This is a genomic window from Nostoc sp., assembly GCF_036917135.1.
GTDB lineage: Bacteria > Cyanobacteriota > Cyanobacteriia > Cyanobacteriales > Nostocaceae > Nostoc.
In genome coordinates, this window is sequence record NZ_JBALEA010000045.1 from 40,667 (window position 1) to 66,889 (window position 26,223).

Genomic DNA, 26,223 nt, shown 5'->3' on the forward strand with positions numbered 1-26,223 from the left:
CGAACGTGGCTATACAGACAAAACTCACCGACCTGGGTTTCAAATTCTTTGAGTCCGCGTAGGCGGCCTACCCTTCGGGAACGCCAAGGGCGAACGTTTGTATAGCCGCAATTTCTAATCGCAAGAGTTTTTTTTTGTTCACAGGAAATTCGTAAATTACGTAATTACTTTACATGAATATTAAATTTCAAACTTGATCGTAAATGTATACTTTATGTCGATGTTATTTTTTTACAAAAAACTATGGGGATTATACCCATAATCAGCTTAGTAGTATTTATTACTAGCTTATCAAGCTACTTGCTACTGACCTCAAGAGGTCGATTTTTGCTCAAATCTTTGGTGACAAAAATACAGCGCCAAGATTGGAGATTTAGATATGGTAAGCATAACTACCTGAGATCAAAATTTTCAAGAACTATAACAATTGCTGCCATTATTACGGCAACAGTAATAGCTGGAAATACTGTATCAGCACAGGTTTCGGCATCACCTCAAGTTTCACTCAAGAGCGTATCGGTTCCAGAGCCTAGCAATCTTGGAGACTTCGTAAAAGACAAACGATCTGCAATCAAGTTAGGAAAGGCTCTTTTTTGGGATATGCAGGTTGGAAGCGATGGAAACACTTCCTGTGCTAGTTGTCACTTCCATGCTGGAGCCGACAATAGATCCAAAAATCAGATTAATCCTGGGCTTTTGCGGATCAATGCCAATGGGACAGCGAATCCAGATACAATTTTTGATGTAGGTGGACTAGCAAACTACCAGCTCAAGCCGGGAGATTTTCCCTTCCACAAGCTGTCAAACCCAAATGATCCTACTACTCTTGTATCTGACCGTAACGATATCACTTCCTCTCAGGGGGTCTTCAATACGAAGTTTGTTGATGTTATACCTGGTAGTGCGGAAGACAAAGTAACAAACGAGCCAGATCCGGTGTTTAATGTGGGTGGTATAAATGTGCGCCACGTTCAGGGGCGTAACACGCCAACTGTAATTAATGCAGCATTCAACTTCCGCAACTTCTGGGACGGAAGGGCACAAAATATCTTTAATGGGGTGAATCCCTTCGGTTTAAGAGATCCTAACGCCTCTGTTGTCAAAGCCGAAAGCCCAAATAAGCTCGAATTTGTCAAAATCAGCCTGAATAATTCGTCTTTGGCTTCCCAAGCGCTCGGACCGCCACTCAGTTCTACCGAGTTATCCGCCAATGGTCGCACCTTTCAAGAAATTGGTGATAAGTTCGGACGAACTAATAAGGGTAAAAAGCTCCCCCGAAAACTTGGGAAAAAGTTATTTACCCTCAGACCGCTAGGTAAACAGGTGGTGCATCCACAAGACAGTGTTTTAGGCGAGGATAGTAGATGGCCTAAACTCGGACTCAAAAATAGAACCTACGATCAGCTCATTCAAGATGCCTTCAAGTCGGAGTGGTGGAAGTCTAATCGACTCATTCAAGTCGATGCTCAAGGTCAACGAACCTTTGTCAAGAAGCCCGATCGCTCCTTGGAGACTAATGAGTATACATTGATGGAGTACAACTTCTCGCTATTCTTTGGGCTTGCAATTCAGTTGTACGAGTCTACACTCATTGCCAACGATACGCCCTACGATCGCTTCTTGGAAGGAAACACCACCGCCCTAACCCCGCAGCAGCAACTAGGGAAAGGACTGTTTGAGGGCAAAGCCCTATGTATTGCTTGCCACACTGGATTAGAATTAACATCTGCTTCAGTGAGCAGCGTCACTCAAAACGGACGAATCAAACGTGTGCCCTTTGGGGCAAAATCCCCCGAAGACACTGGCTTTTTCAATATCGGTGTCAGACCGACCACAGACGACCCGAGTTTGGGTGGGAATGACGGTTTGCAGGGTAACGGTCAAGGTAATCCCCTTTCAGAGGCACGATTGGCTCAACTGGGTAAATTTCAGGATCTCCTTGGTGAAAACCCCCCCATCCTTACTCCACCGTTGAATCCCAGTGAAGCAGTAGTTGCAGATGGAGCCTTCAAAGCACCTGGACTTCGCAATGTGGAACTTACTGCTCCCTACTTCCACAATGGAGGTCAGGCGACCTTAGAGCAATTGGTTGATTTTTACAATCGGGGTGGTGATTTTGGACTTCTTCCCCCACTGAATCTCTCACCAGAAGAAAAACAGGAATTGGTCGCCTTTTTAAAGGGACTGACTGATGAGCGAGTTCGGTATGATAGAGCGCCTTTTGACCACCCGCAACTGTTTGTCCCCAATGGACATCCGGGTGACTCTACACACGTTACCGATGACGGTACTGGCAAAGCTACAGATAGCTTACTGGAAATTCCTGCTGTTGGTAGAAATGGTGGTAGTCCTACACCAAATTTCCTGAATTAATCCCATTTCACGAAATACCTGAGATAGATATGTAGCAATACAGTTCAGTTAAGCTTCTCTTCCTTCTCTTTCTTTGCGTACTTTGCGTACTTTGCGGTTCGTTAAAAAAAATCACTTTGACAAAGAGTAAAGCCTTAACCCAAGCGTATTGAGATATGTAGGGGCGTACAACTAACTGTACGCCCCTATTTTTGCGATCGCAACTATGGCTTGACTACCGAGTGCGTAGGCGTAGCCCGCCGGAGGCATCGCCAACTATCGGTTCTATATTGCTAACTTTGGTATTGTCTAGGTAATTATAAACTCTTCTCGAAACTTCACGGACAAAATCCCCAGCTTTGGGATCGTAGTTTGGTCTTTGCACCAAAACACCTGCTAAATAGCTTTTGCCGTTGGGCATTTGAATAATACCCGCATCACCAATGATAAATCTCAATGTACCAGTTTTGTGAGCGATGGTAGCTCCTTGACCGATACCAGCTGGTAGTAAACTATTAGTTTTGACATGGCGCATAATGCCTAAAACTTGATTGCGGCTATTTGGGGATAACAAACGATTATTAGAAACTAACGCCGCCAATCTGACCAAATCTTTAGAACTAGTTGTATTTGTGCCAGCGATGTCTGGAAGTAAATTCCGAAGTGCTGTATTTTGCAATCCCCAGCTACGAAAACGTTGACTAACTTTTGCTGCACCACCCAAGCGATCGAGTACCAGATTTGTGGCGGTATTGTCGCTGATTGTCATCATCAAGGTAGCAGTTTCCAGCACACTAAATTTAGTTCCGATGGGTTTGTATTGCATAATTCCCGATTCACCAACCCTTAAATCGCGCCGCATCACTAATTTATCGGTGAGTTTAATTCTACCTGCATCTATTTCTTGGAAAAGAGCCACTAATAAGGGAAATTTGATTGTACTGGCAGCAGCAAATCTTTTTTCGCCATTAATATCTATATAGTTTCCTGTAGATAAATCTAAGAAAAATATTCCCGGATTCAATGATTTATAACTTGCTAATAATCCGCGAATTTGAGAAGTGATGCCAACCATTTCTTGACCAAGATTTACAACTCCAGCAAATGTAGATGCATCTGTAGATTTGATGGCAATATCTTCTCTATTTTCCCCAATAATGGGATTACTTCGGCGGTTAAATGAATTGAATTTGAAAATCCAATGAGAAGGAGAATCTCCTTTAATTGATATATTTTGGGAAGTAACATCATAACCAGGAGCTAACTCTACGACAAAACGAGTGGTTTGAGAGTCTGATTTTCCAATGCGAATTTCTTTCACCGCCTTACCAAAACTTTGTTTGACACTATCAGAATTAAAATTAGTTCCAGGTAAGTCAATCACCAATCGGCTAGGATTATCTAATAAAAAGGCTTTTGGTTCTATTCCCGAAGTGGTAGTTAAGTCTAATTGGTTTTGGCTAGAATCATAGTACCAAGACTGTAATTGTGAGGCTTTTGCTTGTCCTGCGACTATAAGCAAACTGCTTAAACCAATCGCCAGTAGATGTGATTTCATGTTGTGATTGTGGGTGTGCAAGTATGGAGCAACTAATCAGTTTTACCTGAGATTCTTTTCTGATGACTGTGCTTAAATTCCGGAGAAAAAGTCATAAATCCCATTGAGTTATTTTTTGAGCTGATATTTGGGATTAGATAAGCACGATAAATCATCATTACTTATTAAAAGTAAATCGCTGACAGTTTTATTTGTGGTGTGAGTTGACAACAACAGAAATTGTTAATCTAGCGTCAGGACGAGGGTCGGATTAATTATGTTTCCAACTCATAGCATAATTCTGAATTCAGGAGCCAGAATTCAGAAGTCAAACACAATACCGTTCAGTTAAGCCCAAAACCCTTAGTAGAGAAGCGTTAGCGTAGCGGGACGAAGTACAATTTCGCGTCTCTACAGGTCTAAAATCAGCACCAAAAATCCTTAACTGAACCGTATTGAAGTAAAACAGGCTTTTTTTATACCTGGCTTTAAAACGAATCTTTGTGTACTTCACTTTCCTTGAACTTCCTTATATTTAGTGCAGAGAGAAAATAAACACTATTGACACGTAGCCTGAAGTTTCAAAGGAATGGTGTTATGAGTCGCCAAGCCAGAAATTTTCAACCAGGATTTTCTGACCATGTTAAAAAAAATCAGCCATCCAAGGAGAACTACCCGCAAATATTTGCGTAGCTGCTAAGATAGCTGTTTCTGTCCCATAGAGTTTTCCGGCTATTTGCAAATGGTAGGGCGTGAATAAACTTGTATACAATGATGCCAATTCCCGAATATCTAGCTGCAACTCACCCTTTCCACCTCTTGTGACTTCACCGCGTCCATTGGCAACAGAAAGAATGAATTTACCATTATTTTCAGTTAGCAAATTATCTTGAATTTCTAAGTGCAGTTCCGCTTGAATTCCTAATGGATAACCCCGCATCTCCAACGCCTTGACTACATCTATTACCCGCAGCAGCCAACGACTCTCACGCCATATCTTAGCAGTTTGCTCAGGTAGCAGCAATGTCAGGGAATCAATTACAGAACTCTTCCATCGTACCCGATGAATTTGGGAGCGATGATTTGCCAGAAAAGACCAGAAAGTTTGTGCAGCAGCAACGGTGTGGAGTACCCAATCTTTCACCCAGAGAATTTCACCATCTTCTGTTCGTTCTTGAGTGAAGATGATGTAGCCTTGAGGTTGGTCTTTAGTGCCAATAAAATAGGCATAGACTGTTTCCTGATCATCTGGTTGGATTAAACGCTCCCAGATTGCTGGATGTCGGTCTAAATATCCCTGCGTTAGTCTCGCCTGTTGCTGATATAGTTCATGAAATACTTGATGATTGATGTTTACTATTGGTTCTAAAGCTAGGGGTTGCTCCCGCACCTGGATATTCCTGGTAGCAACTTCCCAAATACACCAGCTACCACCCTGCTCATACCCGACTTTTCGGTACAAACTTTGAACGGCGGGATAAAGAGCGGAAATCGGAACTCCTCTGGCATAAAGTTCTTTGAGGGTGTGTTGCATGAGAGCGATCGCAGCTCCCGAACCACGATACTCTGGAGCTATGCCCACTGCGGCAATTCCTGTCATTGCTACACGCACACCACCCCACCACTGACCCATATCGAGAGTTGCCAATCCACCAACTAATTGCTCCAATCCCCGAATAATACGGAAATTTTCGACACCAATGAGGTTGATGTAAACTTTCTCGCCACTAACTGTGCTGATAAAACACTGCTCAAGGATATACCCAAACTGCTGAATATCTTCTGGATGGGCAAGAGTGCTGTATTCAAATTGAGCGGTCATCTTTCATACCATTAGTAAGATAAAACCACAATTATGCTACAGCAGACGTTGCCCCAATGCTTCACCGAATTTTAGATTTCGGATTTGAAATTTTGGATTTATAAATTGTATATTCAAAATTTAATCTGTTAGCTTCATGACTGTTTCTTCCATTTATAGCGCATGGTGTGCCACCCGTTTATTGTTCTTAACAAACCACTTACAAAAAATATGTCAATAAGTTGGATTTACCTCATCCTCGCAATCCTCTTTGAGGTTTCAGGTACAACTTGCATGAAGTTATCCGAGGGATTTACTAAAATAGTTCCTTCGGTATTAATATTTGTCTTCTATGGACTTTGTTTTACTTTTTTGACCTTTGCTCTCAAGAGACTTGAAGTGAGTGTGGCTTATTCTGTCTGGGCTGGATTGGGAACTATCCTAATCGCGATCATTGGTATTATCTGGTTTCGTGAATCTGCCACATTTCTCAAACTTTTGTCGATTGCCTTAATAATCATCGGGGTAATTGGCATAAATGCAAGTCAATAGCTCAAAATTTATCGTAAATTCAAGGGTTTAAGACCCCAACCATTACACGTAGTATCAGTTGAGTTGGAGTTTAAACCTTGAGTAATAAGTAATGAGTAATAAGTAAGAAATTTTACTTATTACTCATTACTCATTACTCATTACTTATTACTCATTTATTAAACCCAGCAGAACGACGATAAAGTAACCAAATAAACAAGGGTGAACCCAGCAAGGCGGTGACGGAACCGACTGGTAGTTCTACTGTTCCTAGTCTAGAGAGTAAATCTGCAAAAGTCAGTAACCATGCACCGGCCAGGGCGGAAAGTGGTAAAACAAAGCGATGATCTGTACCAACGATAAGGCGGACACCATGAGGGACAACAAGACCAACAAATCCAATCAAGCCACCAATGCTGACTGCACCTGCGGCTAATAGAGTGGCGACACCACCAATTAACAGGCGCGATCGCGTCAACGAAACCCCCAAACCCACAGCCAAATCATCTCCCAAAGCCAGCACATTTACCGATCGCGCCAGCAAGCATCCCCCGATCAATGCAACAATGATGTAAGGTCCAGCCGTAGCAATTTCTTGCCATCCCCGTCCATTGAGACTACCAACCAGCCAACTGAGCGCAATTTGAATTTGACCGTCTTCAGCTAACAGCAGCAATGTACTTTGTACGGCACCAAATAAAGAACTTATCGCCACTCCACCTAAAATCAACCGCTCAACCGAAATTCCCGATCCCGCACGACCGAGCAAAATCACGATCGCAGAAGTCAAAATTGCACCCATCCACGCTGCTAGAGGAATTGCGATCGGGAATATTTGCCACACGATCATCATAATCACAATTAATCCTGCACCTGCTGAAATACCCAAAATAAATGGATCGGCAAGACTATTGCGTAACATTCCTTGCAGCAGCGCTCCTGACATTCCCAAGGCTGCGCCGACAATGAGAGCAGCCGTAATGCGTGGGAGACGCAAATCCCAGAGAATTGTCTGTTTAACTGGATCGCCTTTGCGGAGAATGGCTTGCCAAAATTCCGACATATTTAAAGGTACTGCTCCTTGAGACAGCGACAGTGCTAGCGTTACCACCAGTGCTGTAACAAGGAGTGAAACAGCCCAAAATACCCGGTGTTCACTAAAAATTGTTTGAAATGGTTTAGTCAAATTTAGATATGTATTTTTTTCAAGGTAACTGAAACTTTGAGAGATTTAAAAATCCTTCATTTGGATGAAGGGCGATCGCATCAGGTCAGAGGAATTATTTTACACAATTCCTGCAACAGTAGGTTTACTACTTTACTCATCAGCTTTCCCTGGATGTGCTTACCATCTAACAACTTTTCACCAGTTAATAGACACCTCCAGAAATTAAATATGCGTTACCCAGAACCCCTGTAGAGACGTAGCAGTGCTACGTCAAAACAATTCTTTTTCACTCATATCTCTAAGCTCGACTTTATCCAAAATTAAGAACTCGGTTTCTTTATCTGGCAAAAATCGTGGCTTTTTGGCAAATACTTTTTCTACGTCACAAAGCATAGATCAACTTCAAGAAGTAAAACTACTATCCCACATAGATTTCAGCGATAGCGATCGCCTTGCTAAAAAAATGGATAAAGTCGAGCTTAATGATCACGGGGGAAGGTGAACTACTCCCAATGCCAGTCTCCAATTCAACCTTAAGAGCCTTGTTTTAAAGTTTCAGTTGTTACTTAAATTCTTATAAGTGACAGACCAATTAAATCAACTTACCAAACTATTAGGATGCTAAACTTTATTCTATGACTTATGATCAATCCTCTGAACAATCTATACCTGAATCCCCCATTAATCAAGTGTTCGACGTAGAGCAGCAAGAGAATATAGATGCTTTATTTCCCATCGTTGGGATTGCCGCCTCTGCGGGGGGATTAGAGGCATTTACGCAGTTACTCAGGCATTTGCTTACTGATACAGGTATGGCATTTGTACTGATTCAACACTTAGACCCTAACCACAAGAGTCTGTTGAGCGAGATTCTGGCAAGAGCAACTCAAATGCCTGTCAGTGAAGTGCTAGATGGGGTGATTGTAGAACCTAACCAAGTTTACATCATTCCGCCTAACACTAAAATGATCTTGTCTGGAGGGGTGTTGCAACTCATGCCGCGAGAGAAAGTTCAGGGGAAATATATGCCTGCTGATGCGTTTTTTACTTCATTGGCGACGGATCGAGGGCGCAAAGCGATCGCAGTGGTTTTATCTGGATCGGATGGAGATGGTTCAGTGGGTCTGAAGGCAATCAAAGCAGCCGGAGGCGTGACTTTTGCTCAGTGTGAAGACACAGCCAAATTCGATAGTATGCCCAATACTGCTGTTGCCACAGGAAATGTCGATTTTATCCTCCCACCTCAAAAAATTGCCGAAGAACTGGTAAACCTCAGTCGCAATCCTTCTCTTTCTAACTTGTTGCCCTTAATAAACCTGGAGAAATTGCCCCAACAAAGAGATGCGCTGGGAAGTATTTTTGTGTTGTTGCGATCGCTAACTGGTGTTGACTTCAGCCACTACAAACCCAACACCCTAGAGCGGCGAATTCAAAGGCGAATGCTGTTGTACAAACTAGATCGGCTGGAAGATTATGCCCAGTATTTGCAAGAACATCCAACTGAAGTTAAGGCGCTCTCTGAAGAAATTCTGATCCACGTCACCTATTTTTTCCGCGATGCTGGAGCATTTCAACTGTTGAAAGAACAAGTCTTTCCCAACATCATCCAAAACAAGTTGGCAGAGTTACCGATTCGGATTTGGGTGGCGGGGTGTTCGACGGGCGAAGAGGTCTATTCCATCGGCATCACCTTGCTAGAGTTTTTGTCAAATAAAGTAACCCAGCCGCCAATCCAGATTTTTGCCACAGACATCAGCGAAATGGCCATTGACAAAGCCAGGTTGGGAATTTATGCCGAAAATCAAATCGTGGAGGTTTCACCAGAGCGCCGCCGTCGATTCTTTAATACCATTGAGGGTGGTAGATATCAAATTAGCAAAGCTGTCCGTGAACTGTGTGTATTTGCCCGCCAAGACTTGGGCAGCGATCCCCCTTTTTCTAACTTAGATTTAATTAGTTGTCGGAATGTACTGATTTATTTGGACGCAACGTTGCAAAAACGGATATTGCCGATCTTTCATTACAGTCTCAACCAGACAGGCTTTCTGCTGCTAGGGACTTCAGAAAGCACAGGTAATTATTCCGATTTGTTTACTCTAATTGACGGAAAGTATAAAATCTATACCAAAAGGCTAACCACAATTCGTCCAACTTTTTCCTTCGTTGCCAGCAATTATCCGATGGCAAAAGTGGACGAACATCGGCCAATAAATGACAATCCATCTGATGGCTTTGACTTAGAGAGAACAACTGACCAACTGATCTTAAATCGCTATGCCCCAGTGGGTGTAGTCATCAACGACAAAATGGACGTGCTGCAATTTCGGGGAGACATCGATCTCTACCTCAAACTTGCACCAGGGAAACCGAGTCTGAACTTATTTAAAATGGTGCGTCAGGGCTTGCTCATCGAGCTACGTGCCACAATTTATCAGTCACAACGGCAAAAAATTCTAGTTAGAAAGGAAGGGTTACGGATTGAATCCGGCGATGTTTCCAGAATCGTCAATCTTGAGGTGATTCCATTCAAACCTGCAACTGGCTCAGAACTCTACTTTCTGGTTTTATTTGAACAAGCCCCACCCACGGTTAGTCACCTCAGCCCGATGAATCCTGAGAGCCACCAGCCGGGAGACCTAGAACGTGAGATTATTCGGCTCCAGCAGGAACTCGCAACCGCAAAAGTTGAACAGGCTGCAACTCAAGAATATCTGCAAGCCGTGATCCAAGAGCAAGAAGACATCAATCAAGACTTAAAAGTTGCCAATGAAGAAATCCTGTCGAGTAATGAAGAGTTGCAAAGCACCAATGAGGAGCTAGAAACTGCCAAAGAAGAGATTCAAGCAACTAACGAAGAACTCAACACAACTAATGAAGAACTTCGCTCTCGAAATCGGGAATTACACCAAGTTAATAACGATTTGACGAATTTGCTTGCCAGTATCAATATTCCCATTTTGATGTTGACAAATGACTTACGGATTCGACGTTTCACGCCAATGGCGCAACGGCTTTTCAATTTCATTGCTAGCGATGCGGGACGACCTTTAAGCGATATCAGAGCGAATCTAAATATTCCTGAGTTAGAAGCTCTAATTTTGGAGGTACTTGAAACACTCAGCATCAAAGAATTAGAAGTCCAAACTCTGGGGGGACATTGGTATAATCTCCGCATCCGTCCTTATCGCACCACAGAAAACCAGATTGACGGTGTAGTTTTAGTATTAATTGATATTGATGTGCTCAAACGCAGTGCAGCAAGCTTAGAACAAGCCCGAAATTACGCCGAAGGGATTGTGGAGACGGTACAAGTGCCGTTAATCGTACTTGATGCTAATTTCCGGGTGAGCCAAGCTAATCGCTCATTTTATGAAACATTTCAGGTTTCACCATCAGAGACAGCGCAATCTCTGATTTTTGAGCTAGGCAATGGTCAGTGGAACTTACCTGGACTGCGATCGCTCTTAGAAGATATTATCGCCAACGATACCACTATTCACAACTTTGAGATAAAGCAGCATTTTGAGCAGATTGGGCAGAAAACCATGCTGCTCAATGGTTGGAAAATTATTCAAGAGGGAAATACTCAAAGGATCTTACTGGCGATTGAAGATATTAGCGATCGCAAGGAGTTTGAGTTGGAGCGATCGCAACTTCTAGCACAGGAGCAGTCAGCCCGTCAACAAGCCCAAATCGCCAACCGAGCTAAAGATGAATTCCTGTCAAACCTCTCCTATCAACTTCGTAACCCCCTTAATACCATACTTGGTTGGGCGCAACTCTCCCGCAGCCGCGATCTAGATCAAGCAGCAGTCGCTAATGCTTTGGAAGTGATAGAGCGGAATGCTAGGGTGCAAGTTCATTTAATTGATGATTTACTGGATGTTTCACGGATTACCAGTGGCAAGCTGAATTTAAACACTCGTCTAATTGATCTAGTTTCAGTCATAGATAGTGCGATTGAGTCGATCAAATTGTCCGCAGAGGCGAAAACCATTGAAATTGTTGCACACTTGAACTCGGCAAGGGTTGTTGGAGATTTTGATCGTTTACAGCAGGTGATGTGTAATTTACTTTCTAACGCCATTAAGTTCACTCCAGCCGGTGGGCGAGTAGAAATCATCCTCCAACCTCTATCGACTCACGCCGAGATTCGAGTCAGCGACACCGGAATTGGCATTCGGGCAGACTTGTTACCACATATCTTTGATCGTTTCCGCCAAGGTGATTCTACCACCAGCAAAGTGACTCCAGGACTGGGATTAGGTTTGTCCATCGTCCGTCATCTTGTAGAACTTCACGGTGGAACAGTTGAAATCCAGAGTCCAGGCGAAGAACAAGGAACCACCATTACTGTCAGGCTGCTGTTGCACACAATGCTACTGGAGATGACTGCACCAAATTATTTAGAGCCGAGCCTTTTGTCAAAGACTGTGGATACACTAGATCGTAATATTGCATCCCTGACTCTAGAAAACCTGTGCATCCTGGCTGTAGACGATCAAGACGATAGCGGCGACTTAATCAAGTGGATCTTAGAAGACTTCGGGGCCCAAGTAGTAGTTGTGACATCGGCAGGGGAAGCGATCGCGGCTCTAACTGCATCTCCTGGCAGATATAATGTGCTACTAGCAGATATTGTCATGTCAGAATCAGACGGTTTATCCCTGATTCGTCAGGTGAGAGCGCTTGACGCTGAAACGGGGGGACAAATTCCAGCCGCCGCCATCACGACCTATGTCAGCGAAGCAGAGCAACAAATGGCAATTGATGCTGGCTTTCAAATGCATCTGGCTAAACCAATTGACCCAAATCAATTGGCCTTGATGGTTGCAAACTTAAGTGGACGAAGTTTTTAAGGCTACGGTATACACACAAGTCGAATTACCTGACTTTTCACGGGATGTGGAAAAGTCAGAGGGTGTAGGGTGTAGGGTGTAGGGATAACTTGAAAAACCTATGGGAGACTCAAAAATTCAATCTTACCGGGATTTAAAGGTTTGGCAGGAGGCGGTAAATTTAGCTGAAAGTTGTTATCGTTTTACCAAAACCTTTCCCAAAGAAGAACTGTATGGGATGACAACTCAGATACGGCGAGCGTCCGTATCGATAGCGGCAAACATTGCCGAGGGGTATGGACGTAAAACCAGGGGAGAATATATCCAATTTTTATACATCGCTCAAGGTTCTCTTAAAGAATTAGAAACTCATTTGTTAATTTCTCAAAGAGTTGAATTAGCTTCTTATGAGAGTATTAACCCTATTCTTAATCAATGTGAATCAGTTGGCAGACTTCTACTAGCTTTGATTCGTGCGCTTGAAAGTAAATAAATCCCCACACCCCACACCCCACACCCTACACCCAGCCCTAACCAGAGATGCCGTGAAAAGTCAGGTCGAATTACCCCCCTTAATCCCCCCGATATATTGGCTACGGTGTACACACAAGTCTTATAACCTAGCCCCACAACGTTTTGATCCCCCCTAACCCCCCTTAAAAAAGGGGGGAAAAGAATCAAAGTCCCCCAATTTATCGGGGGATTTAGGGGGATCAAGCCACATTTTGCACTTAGCACAAAGATGTGTATAGCGGTTCCCATTCAGATGCAGTACAACGTTACATCACGAGGTGTAGGGGCACGGCATTGCCGTGCCCCTACGGGTGTACCTCACGTAAACGATAACTGCTATATACACCGTAGCCTTTTAGGAGAGAGATTTAGAGAGAGGTTTTCCAGCCGTAAAAAGTCAGGTGTGTACATCGTAGCTGGGAGAAGCAAGTGGTCTTTGAGGAACGAAACCCCGCAAAATCTGGGGTTTGTTGGGCAACGCTTGAGCTTCAAGCCAACCTACAAATATTCTTAACCGAGGAGCAGTATCCCAAACAAAGTTGTTCTGTAGGCAACAACAAACTGTCTTCAATCTTCTGACGCACAACCTCTGTTACTTGACAGTTGCTATTCAGACAATCGATTAGCAACTGATTGGCATAGTAATATTGTTGCAATAGTTGCTGTTGTTCAGGGCTGAAGTGCCAGTGATGCTGAATGTTTTGATGCTTGGAGATCATTTCTTTTAACGGGGAGGGAGTCGGAAGGAAATTTTGGCTAGCACAAGTTAAACATTTTTGCAAAGATGGCTCTTGAGCCACTAGCGCATCAATTCTTTGCTTCATCAACTGCACTAATAAATCTGCATTCCGCAGCATGGGAACCGTTAACAAAAAGATTTCCCGCCATCTGGGTTCAGTAAGATGACTAACCAGACCTTCTAAAGGTTCTTCTAATCCTTGTAAATCATAACTGGCAACAATTTTTCGAGCAGTCAGATATTCTTGAAACGTCAAATAAGAAAAGGAGAAAATCCCCCGCGATCGTTCTGTCAGTAATCCATGTTGCAACTCTATTGCCTTCAGTATCCTTTCACTATCTAATTGCAATTCATCTGATTCCGTTGAAGCATTCGGTAAATCACGGAGATAGTCGCCAATGTATTGCTCAACAAGGCGTTGTTCAAAAAAGTAATTACCCTGCTCAAATGTCTCGCTAGCAAGCTGAGTCAACAGCTTCAGCTTTTGTGGTAAGAAAAAACCTTGGTACACTTCATCGCGCTCAATTGCTTTACTTTCGTCCCATTTGTAAAGCAGAAGGTCTAAACATTGCTTATAAAACGCAGCTTTTTGGGTTGGAAATTCGTTATTGTGACGAAAAACCCAGCAGGTGAGGTGCAAAAATAAAGGGACAACGGCAAGTCTCCGAAATTGTACGTTTTCAGGCAAATCTAGTTTTTCAATGAATTGAATTGCCTGTTCCTGGTGGACATTGGTTTTTGTGAGTGCTGTAAACCACTTTTGAGCAAAGGCAACAATTTGGTTTTGACTAAAGGGGGCAATTTCAACATCTGTGAAGCGTGTGAGGTTGAAAACTTGAGCCGCAGTTCGGCAGGTCACGACAAACATATTGTTGTGATACTTTTCAGAGAGTCTGCGAATCTCGTTGATGATAGCCTTAGTCTCTTGATGGTAGACTTCATCTAATCCATCCAGTAACAACAAAACTCTGCCCTCCAACAGCAAAGTTTCCAGCACAGATGGATCTGAAATGCCACAGATCAAGAATTCCTTGCGAATATAGTTGAGTAAATCGAATTCCTGTGATTCTCTTTCTTCGTCTGCAAAATCTCTTAAGGTGACAAAAATGGGAACTCGATTAGCTGCAAATATACCTCGCTGACATTGAATTCCCAGATGTTGCAAAAAGGTAGTTTTACCTACTCCTGCTTTACCCAACACCCGCAGCTTTGAGTAAGTTTGAACTGCCTTGATACCCGTAATTTGCGTCTGGGATACTTCACCTAAGCTAAAGCGATCAAGTTCTTTTGACGTGAAGCTTTGCAGGTCAGCAAACTCCAACCACTGAAAGCTCGTAATCTCCTCCGAAATGTTGATATCGATGTAAATATCGTCAATGCTAACGGGGTGGCTAACATCTAAGAACTGCAAGATGCCGCACTGATTTTTAATTTTCTCAAAGCGTTGCGATCGCACCTCTTTCACTAGGTTATCAATATCCACGACAGCAGCTTGGGCAACTTCTCCAAATTCCAAAAATTCTGCCGGAGGATCGATAGCAATCTCTCGCCAATCCAATTCCAACACAACACAAACTTCGATAAATGTGTAACGTTCAATCCTCTGTCCAGAGAAAAAACGCCAAATGGGTTGTCGAGTCTTTAAGTTAACTTCTGCCGCTAGATTATCTTGCGTCCAACCTTTGCGGGTAAAGGCTCTTTTTGCTTGTTCAATTCCTTTTGGTGATGCTTGGAGCGATCGCTTGGCCATAATACAAAACCATGCTCCTAATATCAGGTTACTTGAACTTTTATCAATAACTGTGATTGTATAGTTTTTGATGTTATATCACAATTCTGCCCGTTGAAAACTTATACAAAATCCAGCACGATACTATGAACTTGTTTAATTTCTGTGACAAACTCAAACCCAACTTTATACACTCATATTATACATCTAAAACCTTCAGTAATACTTGATATCAAGCAGATATCAAGTCTTAGTAAAGAATTTCATCATATCATATTGATTGGTATCTTCTTCGGGTAATTCTTTAATCTCCACCAATAGTCAAAATGTCTTTCCTTAATCCCTCTTCAGACAGAAACTTCATAATTTCTCCCTATTTCTAAACCGTCACACCTTCCAACTCTTCATCTGTCAACTCATACAACTGACGCAATTTATCTAATTTATCACCATCAGCTTCCCAGAAACCCCGCCCATGTGCCTCTAACATTCGCCCTAAAATATTGCGAAAAGCTTCAGGATTTGCCTTACGTAATTTATCCGCCATCTCTGCATCTAACGCATAAGTATCAGCCGCTTGGTCATAAACCCAATCATCGGTAAAATCGGCAGTACCACCCCAACCAATCAACGCCGTCATCCGTTGAGAAATTTCAAAAGCACCACCAGAACCTTGATTCGCCATTGCTTGCGCCCATTTAGGATTTACCAACTTAGTGCGATACTCCATCCGCAGCAAATCATCTAAATTGCGGGGTGTAGTATCCTTCGAGAAACTTTCCACAAAGCTGGTTGTCACCTTCTTACCGCCTTGTTTTTCTGCTGCCCTTTTCAAACCGCCGGTATTAGCGTAGTATTCTTGAATATCAGTTAAACCATATTCTACCGAATCAATTTCTTGGACAATGCGATCGCTAGTTTTTAACAAAGTATTTAAAACTTCCGGTCTAGCTTGACCTTTATCTTCTCTCCCGTAGCTAAATACATTGCGGCTTTGCCAAGTATTCCCCAACTCCTCACCAGATTCCCAATTACCATCAACCACCCGATCATTCACCAAAGAACCAAAATCACCCGCCGGATTAGAAAACAATCTCGCCGATGCATTTTCCACACCTTGGGCTTTTAAAGCTAAAGCGTGTCTTCTAATAAAATTCTGATCTTCCGATTCATCAGCATCAGCCGCCCGTTGAAACAAATCATCCAACAATTCGATGATATTTACAAAACTATCCCGGAAAATCCCAGACAAATTAGCCAACACATCAATGCGGGGATGTCCAACCTCCGCCAAAGGTTTCAACTCATAACGAACAACTCTACCAGTTCCTTCCTTAACAGGTTCAGCCCCCACCAATTCCAACAAAATCCCCAAAGATTCACCCTTAGTTTTAATCGCATCCAATCCCCAAAGCATCACCGCCACCGTCTCAGGATACTTCCCACACTCATCCAAATGCTGGGCGATAATTTTTTGAGCAATTTCTCGTCCCCGTTGGTATGCAGCAGGTGAAGGCATCCGATAAGGATCTAAAGCATGAATATTCCTCCCTGTCGGCAAAACACCAGCCCCATCCCTTAACAAATCCCCCCCAGGCGCAGGCGGAATATACTCCCCATTCAACCCCCTCAACAAATTCGTCAACTCATCCGTAGATTGCATCAACAAATCCCTTATTTCCTTCTCCTCCTCTCTGCGTTCTCCGCGCCTCTGCGGTTCGTCTCCAAAATAAGCCTCCAAATACCCCTCCAACTCCTCCTCACTCGGCTTTTCCCCCAAAGTATGCAACCCCGAAGAAAACAACCGATTTTCTAAAACCTGCAAATATCCATACAACTCCACCAAATAACCATCAAAAGCATGACCACTAAACATCCGCACATTTTCAGGAGTAAAGGCAATCCCCAACTGTTTAGCATCTGCAAACGGACAATCTGCATCCAAACCAGAGTCCACAATTTTTTTACAAATCCCTTCCTTTAAGACATAATTCTTTTGGGGATCTTCCCGATACTCCGAAATCAAATCCCGCAACGCCACCAATTCCTTATACAAACCTGCACGACCATAAGGCGGTACATTATGAGAAATTAACACACCATAACCGCGACGTTTTGCCAACATCGATTCCGAAGGATTATTCGCCGCATATATATATAAATTAGGCAAATTTCCTAACAGAATATCCGACCAAGAATAACCCGTATTACCTAAAGGAGAACCAGGTAGCCATTCCACCGTTCCATGCATGCCAAAGTGAACTAAAGCATCAGCTTGAAACTCATTTTGCAACCATTTATAATAAGCGGCATATTGGGGATGAGGCGTTAAATCTCGTTCAAACATTAACCGCATCGGGTCGCCTTGTATCCCCAAAGGTGGTTGTACACCTATCCAAATATTCCCTAATTGCACACCACCAATTTGGAATTCATCGCCATAAGTTTTAATACCAGTCCCCGTGAGAGATTTCCATTGTTTTTCGATGCGAGATGTTTGCAGATATCCCAGCCATTTTTCTAGGGTACGGACATTGACACTACTTGTGGGGTGGGCAACATCAGCGCCATTATCTAGGGGCAGGCGAGACGACTGCCCCACAAGAGGATTAGCTTCATCCGCTTCTTTCACCCAGCGAATCAATTCTTCTCCATCTTCTGGCAAATCCCCGACGGTATAACCTTGTTCTTTGAGTGCGTGGAGAAACTTCAGCAAACTACGCGGTACATTTAATAATGCAGCTGTCCCCACAGCACCATAACCGGGAGGAAACCCATATAAAATAATCGCAATCTTGCGTTCCGATGCAGGTTTTTGCCGCAAAGCCACCCAACTTTTTACCCTACCAATTAATCGCTGCACCCGTTCGGGAACCAGATAAATATTTTCGCCCACCAAACCACCGAGAGGAACGGTATCAATAGCCCCATCTAACTCTGGTAAAGCGTACAACACTACACTTTGCAATCCGCCGATACCTTGGCGCGTCCACGAAGAAATATCTTGAATTAATAGTGGTGCGGCAACAATATAAGGTACATTTTTAGCAGTGAGGATGCGCTTTGCTACTTCCACCTGACGCCCTGCTTCCATTGAACCAGCCGGCCCACCCACGAGAGGAAAGCCAATTGTCGAAACGATCGCATCGACTTTAACTGCTTCACTAGATAGTGAGGGAGTTTCGATATTACCTAGTTGTCGTTGCTGAATTTCATCGTCGCTTGTCATCAAATCTCGTACCGCAACGTGTCCTTCCACGCCGTTGATAAAAATGGGTAAAGGAGTTAACCCAGCTTTTTCAAAACTGCGAATTAGTTGAGGAATGTAGGGTTGTTTGGTAATAACGTGTTTACGGTAGAGTAAAATTCCTACAACTGGGGAGTAAGACTTGGGCATATTTCCCATGCCCTTCTTGTGATACCATTCCAGGTATGCTTTTGGCGATTCAAAAAATCCTGGATAGTCGGGATGGAGTAATCCGATATTGGGGGTTTCCACTAGCGGGGGAATGTCGCCGACTTTTAAACCCAAGTATTTTTCTGCTAGTGTCCAGAATAATGAAGCGACGTTTTCTGAACCGCCAGCATTCCAGTAACCATAAATAATTAACCAGTTGCGTAAGTCTTGGACTTTCTGCACTGGGACATATTTCAGTAGTTTGGGGCCAATTTTTAAGAAGCTGATGTAACCAGCGAGTTTGTCTTCTTCTCGTCCGTTGCTAAATTTGTCGAGGATGAATTTAACTGGTTTGGGCATTCCTTTGGGATTGTCGCCAATGGCAAAAATACCCAGCTTGGTTAAACTCATCAATTCCAAGGCTGACTCAAACACCAGACGGATGGGAATTTGGGAAATGCGATCGCGCAGCCACACAACTTGGTCATAATCAAATAGGAGGCTACCGAAAAACACATCAGCGTCATCAAGTGCTGCTTCTACCTCGGTGCGTTTATTGGTAAGATCGCGATCGCTAAATACCCGAATATCCAACTCAGGACAGCGAGAGTTAGCCAAAAAAGCTGCTTTTCTATACAAGTCCGCGTTGAACGATTCAAACCCAGCAACCAAGACGATGCGTTTCATGCCTGTAAGCTACGAAATATTTCTTTACTTAAATTTTAAGCTGGCTCACAGGCTGATTGTTAAATATCTAAAAGTCTACATGGGTTTGGCTTCGTTAACTGACTTTTTACGGTATCTGGAAAATCTCTCTCCTACAAGGAGAGAGACTTGGAATTTTCCCCTCTATGATTCTCTTCCCGATGCCCAGGTATCACGCCATTTAACGGTACCTTCTTTGGCAATCACCCAACGGCGAGTTACCAGATTTTCGCGCAGAGGCGATCGCCCTTCCCGCCACATGGCATATTTATAAGTAATCAGCTTACCAGCACTCTCATCAAAGGGAATCTCGGCAGACCAGGTATTGGAGTTGATGTACTCTAAAGGATAGGCTTTGCTGATATCCCAGTTACCCAACTCTGGGCAATCTCCTGTCACCACTATGATTTCACCGGGTTGGGTATCCACGCCATTTAGTTGGACGCGGACAATTGTCTGGGCTTTGATTCGTTCGCCAACGTGGCTGAAAACCAGCACTCCCCGTTCTTCTAATACCAGATTATAAATTTTGCCGTCTTTGACTTCATATTTATTGCGAGTCACCACGCAAGTATGTTCGCCATCGGGTAATTCTGTTTCTACTTCTGGGAGAGTAACTTCTCCTCCCCGATTTAAAGCGACAAAACACAAAGAGTCACGATAGCGGCGGACATAGCAGTAAACATCGGGTGTTAAGTATTTTTGCCAGTGGCTACCCATTGATACGGCTGGATTCAGTCGCCGTAAGCCGGACAGCAGCCGGATGCAGCGATAAATCTCACTCTCAGTATCCCAATTTTCCATCATTGGGCGGTTGTATGGGTCGTTACCGCCGTCGGTATCGTTGTGCAGATATTGTTCTGTGCCGTAATAGATGCAGGGAATGCCGCGAGATGTCATAATTAAGGCGATCGCTACTTTCAACATCGCTGGATCGGGGTTCAGCGATTGGAAGCGGCACATATCGTGGTTATCGATGAAGGTAACTAGCTCTGTTGAGCCGTTGTAGCGATAATCCTGATCAAAAATGTATTGAATTGTCTGGAATCCCATTTCTGAACCTTGTCCCAGTGCAGCTCGAATTGCCACACACAACCCAAAGTCTAGAAGTGTCATCCCTGAGTGGTTAACAAATTCCACCGAGCGATCGTCACTCGGATTACTGTAAATCCATTCACCAAAAATAAATACATCTGGTTTGTGATTGCTCATATCGCCAGTGAATTCTTGCCAAAACCAGATCGGCATGTGCTTGACAGTATCCACCCGCAGTGCATCTACACCCCGGTCTAGCCATTGTTTAATGGCTGACTTGATATACTGCCGATATTCTGTATTGTTTTCGTTAAAGGTTGCTAGACCAGATAGTTCACAGTTTTGTACTTGCCAATCGTCTTCCCAGTTTTGCACTTCGCCATAGTGGTGATACCAATTATTGACATCATCATTGAAGTCAGCAATTTTCACCCCATCATCAAACAATTCGCCTTTGCTACCACTGGTATCAGGGCTACTATGGTTGCAGACAATATCTAGCACCAGCTTCATATTCCGCTTGTGCAGTTCTGTAACTAACCGATCAAAGGTCGTATTTTTTTCTTCTTGAGTAGCATTTAAAGAAGGATTTTCTCCATCAGCAATGTAGCGGGGATTAATCCGTTTAAAGTCTTTTGTCCAATAGCCATGCATCGCTGCATTGCTAATAAATAACTCTTCTACCTGCTCGAATAGTGGAGTTAGCCAAAGGGCAGTAACTCCCATGTTTTTAAGATAGTCTAACTTATCGATGACACCTTGCAAGTCGCCACCCCAGTACTTACCCCACTCTTGTCTAGTTGGATCGTATAATTCTGAATTTGCACCTTCACTGTTATCTTGATCGCCATCATAAAAGCGATCAACTACCAGAAAATAAATGGTTTCTTGACGAAATTCAATATCTCTGGTGTAAAGAAACTCTAAATCAATCTCAGTTTCCGATGGTGGGGTTTCTATAATAGCGTCTACTTTTTCTTGTACAGAATCAACTTTGTATTGATCTCGTGAAAACTGGGATGGAGGGGTTGTTACCATAAAAAAACTCAAAATCTCATGTAATGTCACATTTGTAGAACCAACACTACAACATTTTGACTATTGTGTGTTGCTACAAACTTCGGTATTGTGACATCCTGCCCACGGCATAGGTATCTATCGCTAGCTAGTTTATAATTCTATCCATAGATATAATTCATCTGCTAGAGGGTAAAAACAACGGAATATACCAGTTATTAAGGATAATTGCTCCATCACCAAAATTTACCAAAGCGAAAACTGGAAACAGCTACCCCACCCATAAATGCATCCTCATGATAAAAGCGATCGCCTGGCTCTGTTTCTGCCGCACCAACAGCCACTAAGAGCGGGATTAAATGATCCTCCCTGGGATGGGCTAGGCGAGCTGAGGGCGCGTTGCTCCAGTTGAGTAGTTTCAGGTTTCTTTCCTCCGACTTCAATCCGCAAACAGCATCAGTCAGCCACTCGTCAAACTCATGGGAGGGCACACTTGCCTGTGGTCCCATCTGTCTCAAGTTGTGATAGCTAAGTCCACTGCCAACGATCAGCACTCCCTCCTTTCTTAGAGGAGCAAGTGCCCTACCAGCTGCCAGATGAGCTGCTGGATCATAGTCTCTGCGAAGCGATAGCTGAAGCACTGGGACATTTGCTTCTGGGTAAGCTACTACCAGAGGGGCAAAGACACCATGATCAAACCCACGAGAGTTGTCGGAACGCGTCTGAAATCCCGCTTTCTCCAACAATTCTTGCACTTGGTGGGCTATTTGCGGCGACCCTGGTGCAGAATATTTGATGTGATATGTGTGTTCGGGGAATCCAGAGTAGTCGTAGAGCATCCCAGGGGCAGCACTCGTCATCACTGTAAAGTCACGTTCTTCCCAATGACCAGAGATCATGAGGATTGCCTTGGGGGTTATGCCGATCTCCCTCGACATTTCTTGCAAAGACGCTTCAAGTTGATCAAATCCCGGCATCTCCGACTTTAACCACGGCCAGGGTCCGCCCCCGTGGGAAATAAAGTAAGTTGGGAGGGAAATTTCATGGTGAGTTTTGTTTGTCGTCATGAGTACTTATCCTTAACTTCTTGAGTTCTCAATTTCTTTTTGATTGTATGACTTACGCAACACTATACGGTGTCGGGGCAATTCATCAATTGCCCCTACCGTCAAGTCGCTTCTCTACGAGACGCTGCGCGATCGCTCCAATTAAAAATTAAAAATTATAAGTTAAAAATTGCAAGACGCTTGCCAGCGAAGGTGAGGTGCTTTCGTGATTTTAGGTGCGATCGCATTGCTACAATCAGTTCCGAAGTTTGATTGCAACATTGCTTCTCAATTTTTAACGTATTAACCAACTTTTTCTCTAGAAGATTCGCTCCATTGGTAAACTGACCATTGTCACCTTCAATCTGTTATTAGTATCAAGGAATTAAATTTAGGTAGCAATTATGACTAAATATGACAAGGTTTTTAACTCACCAAAGACATCAGAGGAATCACTAAGTCCAGAAGAAGCGGTGGCGGCGATCGCAACTGTCACTGCGATCGCTGATTCATTGATTGAAGATGTAGATGCAGAAAGTTTGGCGGGTATCCTCTGGGAATTCGAGGTTTTCGAGGAATACTCAGAAGATGAAATCACCGAAATAGTTGATCGACTCATCTTGATTGCCGAACAAGAGGGAATTGGGCCTCTGTTTAATGTCGCTAAAGTATCTCTCTCAGATGAGTTAGTGCTGGATGGTTTTGCTGCTGGGGTAATAGTGCTTTTGGACGATGATCTTGCCATCCCCAAATCAAAACAAGTCTACCTTAAAAAACTACAAGCAGCTTTAGAACTGGAGGATGAAGAAGCAGAGGAAATTATTAAGGAGGTAATTGCAGCCTTTAAAGAAGCAGAGAATGAAGAATATACAGACGACGAAGATGATGATGAAACCGTAATCATAGAAGATTTTACCGAACAGACATATCAATCTCCCTTAAATAATTTTTCAGTGCCGATTCCGGTTGATCCGCAGCAGGGCGGTAGAATTCAGAGTCAGGAAGGAGTAGTTGGCTTTTCTGATGACATCGGTACTTTGCTGAGAATCGATTATTATCCTTTCCCCTTAGAACAGTTAGAAGAATTAGAATCTATTGGACAGGAAGAATATTTACAAACAATCTTAGTAAACAAGTATATACCCCAAGCGATTTTTGCCAATGTCCCAGAGGCTTCTGTAGAGTATACCGAATATCTAGAAAATACTTTGCGAGGCGCTTACTACGTGTTAATTGATATGCCCAAAGGTTCCACGATTTCTAAACAAGAAAATAATGGAACTGCAATCAGATTAGATGCATATCGGGGGCTGCTCACCTTTATCAATGGTGAATTTTTGTATATAGTTAGTAGTCAGCACAGCTTTCTTGACGGCGAAACTCCCGATTCTGTTGAAGAAGAAGCCGAAGATATCAAGGAGAGTATTTTAGAGTTTGTTGAGACTATAGAGTTCAGTTAATTAAGTGAAGTGAAGTAATGTAAAAATCTTGAGATTAGTTCGTAGTCTACCCCTTCGGGGATCTTGCTACGCGTAGCGTCTCGTAGAGAGGATTTTAGCCCTTAAGCGAAGACTGGAGCCGCTCACTACAAACCTTTAATTATTTACTAGGACTTACGCCTTGACAGGAAAGAGCAAATATGGCTGATTTGAAAAACCACATTTGTCGTAGGGGCAATTCATGAATTGCCCCTACCGTGGGAGTCTACTTACCATCAAAGGGACTTGCAAGTAATAAAAGATCCTAATATTTCTTGTGGGATGGGTGTCTCGCCCGTCCTATAAATTGGGCGCTCATATTGCCCACCCCACAAGATTGGATAATTTATTTGTTGGAGTTCCCAACAGAATGATTCATAAAAACCTGAAACGACGTATTTACGTTGATAGACAACATAATTCTTTTGTACAGTGCGTAAGTCCTATTTATACCGCTCTACTTAGTACAACTTTGCATTAATCTCGTAGCGAATTAAATTTGGCAAGCCAATGCATTGTTAAGCTAATCGGCGTTCAAGTTGCATAATCAGGGCGGGCAAGATGCCCACCCCACAAGATATTGAGAAAATTTTAATATGCAAATTAGATGTGTTTTAGCTTAATGCGTTGGCTGGCATTGTTAATGCATTGGCTTGCATTGTTAATGTCACCGCAAAAAAAGGATCGGAAATAAAAAACACCTGAGTTTACATTATCTTGTTGTAAAAACATTACTTCTTTATATTAAGTCAACCTAAAAAGGTATATATCTAGACTTGGAAAAAAATTACTGAAAGAAAGAACAAAAAAGAAAATTCACGTAGGAATTATTGTAAATAAAGTGATTCAAACTAAGAACACAAGGAACCTTCAAGAGGAAACGGATTTAGGGACTTTTATCGCTCAGGCTACTACCACAGACAAATGGGAAGTATTGCCGTACCAAGCCCCAATCCTACCTATACATGCTGCTCTACTTCATACTGGTAAAATACTATTTTTCTGTGGCTCAGGTAATGATCCCAGTCGCTTAAATACTCCCTATGACAGTGTGGTTTGGGATGTAAACAAGGGAACCTTTTCCCATCAAGCGCCTCCATTGGATAGTAATAATCAACCTATTGACCTTTTTTGCGCCGGTCACTCCTTCACCCCTGATGGGATGTTAATGGTTGCGGGTGGAACTCTGCACTACGATCCATTCTATGGTTCACCCTTTGCTCTAATGTTTGATCCCATTACCGAGAAATGGATCAACAAGCCATCAATGAATAATGGCCGCTGGTATCCGACTGTGTTAACACTAAGCAATGGTCGGATATTAGCAGTGTCTGGGTATGATATACATGGCAAGCTCAACATACAACCAGAAATTTATTCTTCTACATTTGCAAATGGTTGGAATGCTTTTCCAGCAACTAGTGCCTTCAAGTCATACCCACAATTGTTTCTACTAAGTAATGGAAACATCTTTTATTCAGGTGCCCAGATGGGCAGTGGAGTGAGTGCGCCGAGGATATTAACCCTGCCAGGGACATTTACACAATCCATTAAAGAAAAAATGGTGCCAGGGTTGCAAAACCCAGATTTCGGTAATCAAGCTGCCAGTGTGCTTTTACCACCTGCACAAGACCAAGTAGTAATGATTATGGGTGGGGGTAATGCGACTACGGCAACAAACAGGGTGAATCTTGTAAATCTAAAAGCTACTAACCCAACTTACGTACCATCAAGGTATCTCAAATATTCTCGGATGCATCTGAGTGCAGTTTTGTTACCCGATCGCACAGTGTTTGTTTGCAATGGTAGCAAAATGAATGAGGACACAACACAATCAATGCTGCCAGCAGAAATCTTCAATCCACCCACATATACTTGGACACCAGTAGCTAAACAAAGTGTCCCCCGTGTATATCACTCCATAGCTTTACTTCTGCCAGATGGTAGGGTAGTTACAGCTGGGGGTAATCCTCAACGGACTGTCAATGAACTGCGATTAGAAATCTACAGTCCCGCCTATATGTCGCGGTCACGGCCAATTATTCGGAGCGCTCCTCAAACATTGAGCTACGGGCTGCAATTTACGATTCAGACACCCCAGGCTGGAAATATTAAATGGGTTAGTCTGATTAGACCAATGGCAACCACCCACTCCTGCGATACAGAACAAAGGTTAGTGGATCTACCAATTAATTTTAGGAACGCTACTTCTCTCAATGTCACGGTAACAACCAATCGAAACATCGCACCACCAGGCTGGTACATGCTTTTTATTAGTGACAACAATGGGACACCCTCAGTAGCAACCTGGACGCAAATATCTTAGCCTTACCCGTT

The 26,223-nt window shown here is 43.1% G+C and carries 13 protein-coding genes; 6 read left to right on the top strand and 7 right to left on the bottom strand.

The window, feature by feature from the left end:
* The first annotated feature begins 243 nt into the window (after positions 1–243).
* Positions 244–2,373, top strand: coding sequence for a cytochrome-c peroxidase (locus V7K50_RS13780; RefSeq protein WP_334960815.1), 2,130 nt, complete (start codon positions 244–246; stop codon positions 2,371–2,373).
* A gap of 214 nt (positions 2,374–2,587) precedes the next feature.
* Here the strand turns inward: V7K50_RS13780 and V7K50_RS13785 are convergent, their stop codons facing one another.
* On the bottom strand, positions 2,588–3,910 hold the full coding sequence (locus V7K50_RS13785; protein ID WP_334960817.1) for a serine hydrolase: 1,323 nt from the start codon (positions 3,908–3,910) through the stop codon (positions 2,588–2,590).
* 622 nt (positions 3,911–4,532) lie between these two features.
* Complete coding sequence (locus V7K50_RS13790) at positions 4,533–5,711, bottom strand: GNAT family N-acetyltransferase (protein WP_334960820.1); 1,179 nt, start codon at positions 5,709–5,711, stop codon at positions 4,533–4,535.
* Between the two features lie 210 nt (positions 5,712–5,921).
* On the opposite strand from V7K50_RS13790, the gene V7K50_RS13795 reads away from it, so the two are divergent.
* Positions 5,922–6,242 (top strand): DMT family transporter, encoded by a 321-nt coding sequence (locus V7K50_RS13795; RefSeq protein ID WP_334960822.1) that lies wholly within the window; start codon positions 5,922–5,924, stop codon positions 6,240–6,242.
* A 151-nt stretch (positions 6,243–6,393) separates the two neighbouring features.
* On the opposite strand, the gene V7K50_RS13800 is transcribed toward V7K50_RS13795, so the two are convergent.
* Complete coding sequence (locus tag V7K50_RS13800; RefSeq protein WP_334960824.1) at positions 6,394–7,407, bottom strand: FecCD family ABC transporter permease; 1,014 nt, start codon at positions 7,405–7,407, stop codon at positions 6,394–6,396.
* Positions 7,408–8,024: 617 nt separating this feature from the next.
* Here V7K50_RS13800 and V7K50_RS13805 point away from each other — a divergent pair.
* Both V7K50_RS13805 and V7K50_RS13810 read left to right on the top strand, forming a co-directional pair.
* On the top strand, positions 8,025–12,248 hold the full coding sequence (locus V7K50_RS13805; protein ID WP_334960826.1) for a chemotaxis protein CheB: 4,224 nt from the start codon (positions 8,025–8,027) through the stop codon (positions 12,246–12,248).
* A gap of 100 nt (positions 12,249–12,348) precedes the next feature.
* Positions 12,349–12,720, top strand: a complete 372-nt coding sequence (locus V7K50_RS13810) for a four helix bundle protein (RefSeq protein ID WP_334960828.1) — start codon at positions 12,349–12,351, stop codon at positions 12,718–12,720.
* A gap of 508 nt (positions 12,721–13,228) precedes the next feature.
* Here the strand turns inward: V7K50_RS13810 and V7K50_RS13815 are convergent.
* The 4 genes from V7K50_RS13815 to V7K50_RS13830 all read right to left on the bottom strand — a co-directional run bounded on the left by V7K50_RS13815 (position 13,229) and on the right by V7K50_RS13830 (position 22,429).
* Positions 13,229–15,229, bottom strand: a complete 2,001-nt coding sequence (locus V7K50_RS13815; protein ID WP_334960830.1) for an NACHT domain-containing protein — start codon at positions 15,227–15,229, stop codon at positions 13,229–13,231.
* Positions 15,230–15,587: 358 nt separating this feature from the next.
* Positions 15,588–19,292, bottom strand: coding sequence for a magnesium chelatase subunit H (gene bchH, locus V7K50_RS13820; RefSeq protein ID WP_334960832.1), 3,705 nt, complete (start codon positions 19,290–19,292; stop codon positions 15,588–15,590).
* Positions 19,293–19,454: 162 nt separating this feature from the next.
* Positions 19,455–21,383: an alpha-amylase family glycosyl hydrolase gene (locus tag V7K50_RS13825; RefSeq protein ID WP_334960834.1), complete on the bottom strand. Its 1,929-nt coding sequence runs from the start codon at positions 21,381–21,383 to the stop codon at positions 19,455–19,457.
* Positions 21,384–21,598: 215 nt separating this feature from the next.
* Positions 21,599–22,429 carry a DODA-type extradiol aromatic ring-opening family dioxygenase gene (locus V7K50_RS13830; protein WP_334960836.1) on the bottom strand — a complete coding sequence of 277 codons (831 nt, stop codon included), beginning with the start codon at positions 22,427–22,429 and terminating at the stop codon, positions 21,599–21,601.
* A gap of 383 nt (positions 22,430–22,812) precedes the next feature.
* On the opposite strand from V7K50_RS13830, the gene V7K50_RS13835 reads away from it, so the two are divergent.
* Positions 22,813–23,868 carry a hypothetical protein gene (locus V7K50_RS13835; RefSeq protein WP_334960838.1) on the top strand — a complete coding sequence of 352 codons (1,056 nt, stop codon included), beginning with the start codon at positions 22,813–22,815 and terminating at the stop codon, positions 23,866–23,868.
* 859 nt (positions 23,869–24,727) lie between these two features.
* Positions 24,728–26,212 (top strand): galactose oxidase-like domain-containing protein, encoded by a 1,485-nt coding sequence (locus V7K50_RS13840; RefSeq protein WP_334960840.1) that lies wholly within the window; start codon positions 24,728–24,730, stop codon positions 26,210–26,212.
* The last annotated feature ends 11 nt before the right edge of the window (positions 26,213–26,223 follow it).